At 40.9% G+C, this 308-nt stretch carries 1 protein-coding gene; it reads left to right on the top strand.

Features of this window, described 5'->3' with window-relative positions; translation table 11 throughout:
• A partial coding sequence (locus tag D0T57_RS15745; protein ID WP_221412318.1) for a hypothetical protein occupies positions 1-193 on the top strand: 193 nt, incomplete at its 5' end.
• Positions 194-308 lie beyond the last annotated feature (115 nt).

The raw sequence follows: 308 nt of genomic DNA, 5'->3' as shown, positions 1-308 counted from the left end.
GACTTTGCTGCCACAGGAATGGGCGATGGAATTCCTAACTCCTTACCCCGGTCTCTATTTCTATTCTTTTCATAATGACGATTTTGTCACATATTTCATTATTGCCTTTTCCTATAGCTTAGTCTTTTTCCTGTTGCTGAGAACCTTTCAAGGCAAGATTGCTTGGCAACAACTATCAATTGGTTTTCTTTAGGTTATAAGTACAAAGATAAGTAATATTTTGAAATACACCGTGTGTAGACGGGTGTGTAGGCCCGAAGTTAAGGACGCTCAACTCCCTGCCGTCTTTCTGGTCTTGCTCTCGTACT

This window comes from Dysgonomonas sp. 511 (genome assembly GCF_010501105.1).
Classification (GTDB): domain Bacteria; phylum Bacteroidota; class Bacteroidia; order Bacteroidales; family Dysgonomonadaceae; genus Dysgonomonas.
Note: the sequence above shows the minus strand (reverse complement) of the source record. Positions and strands in the feature narration are given on the sequence as shown.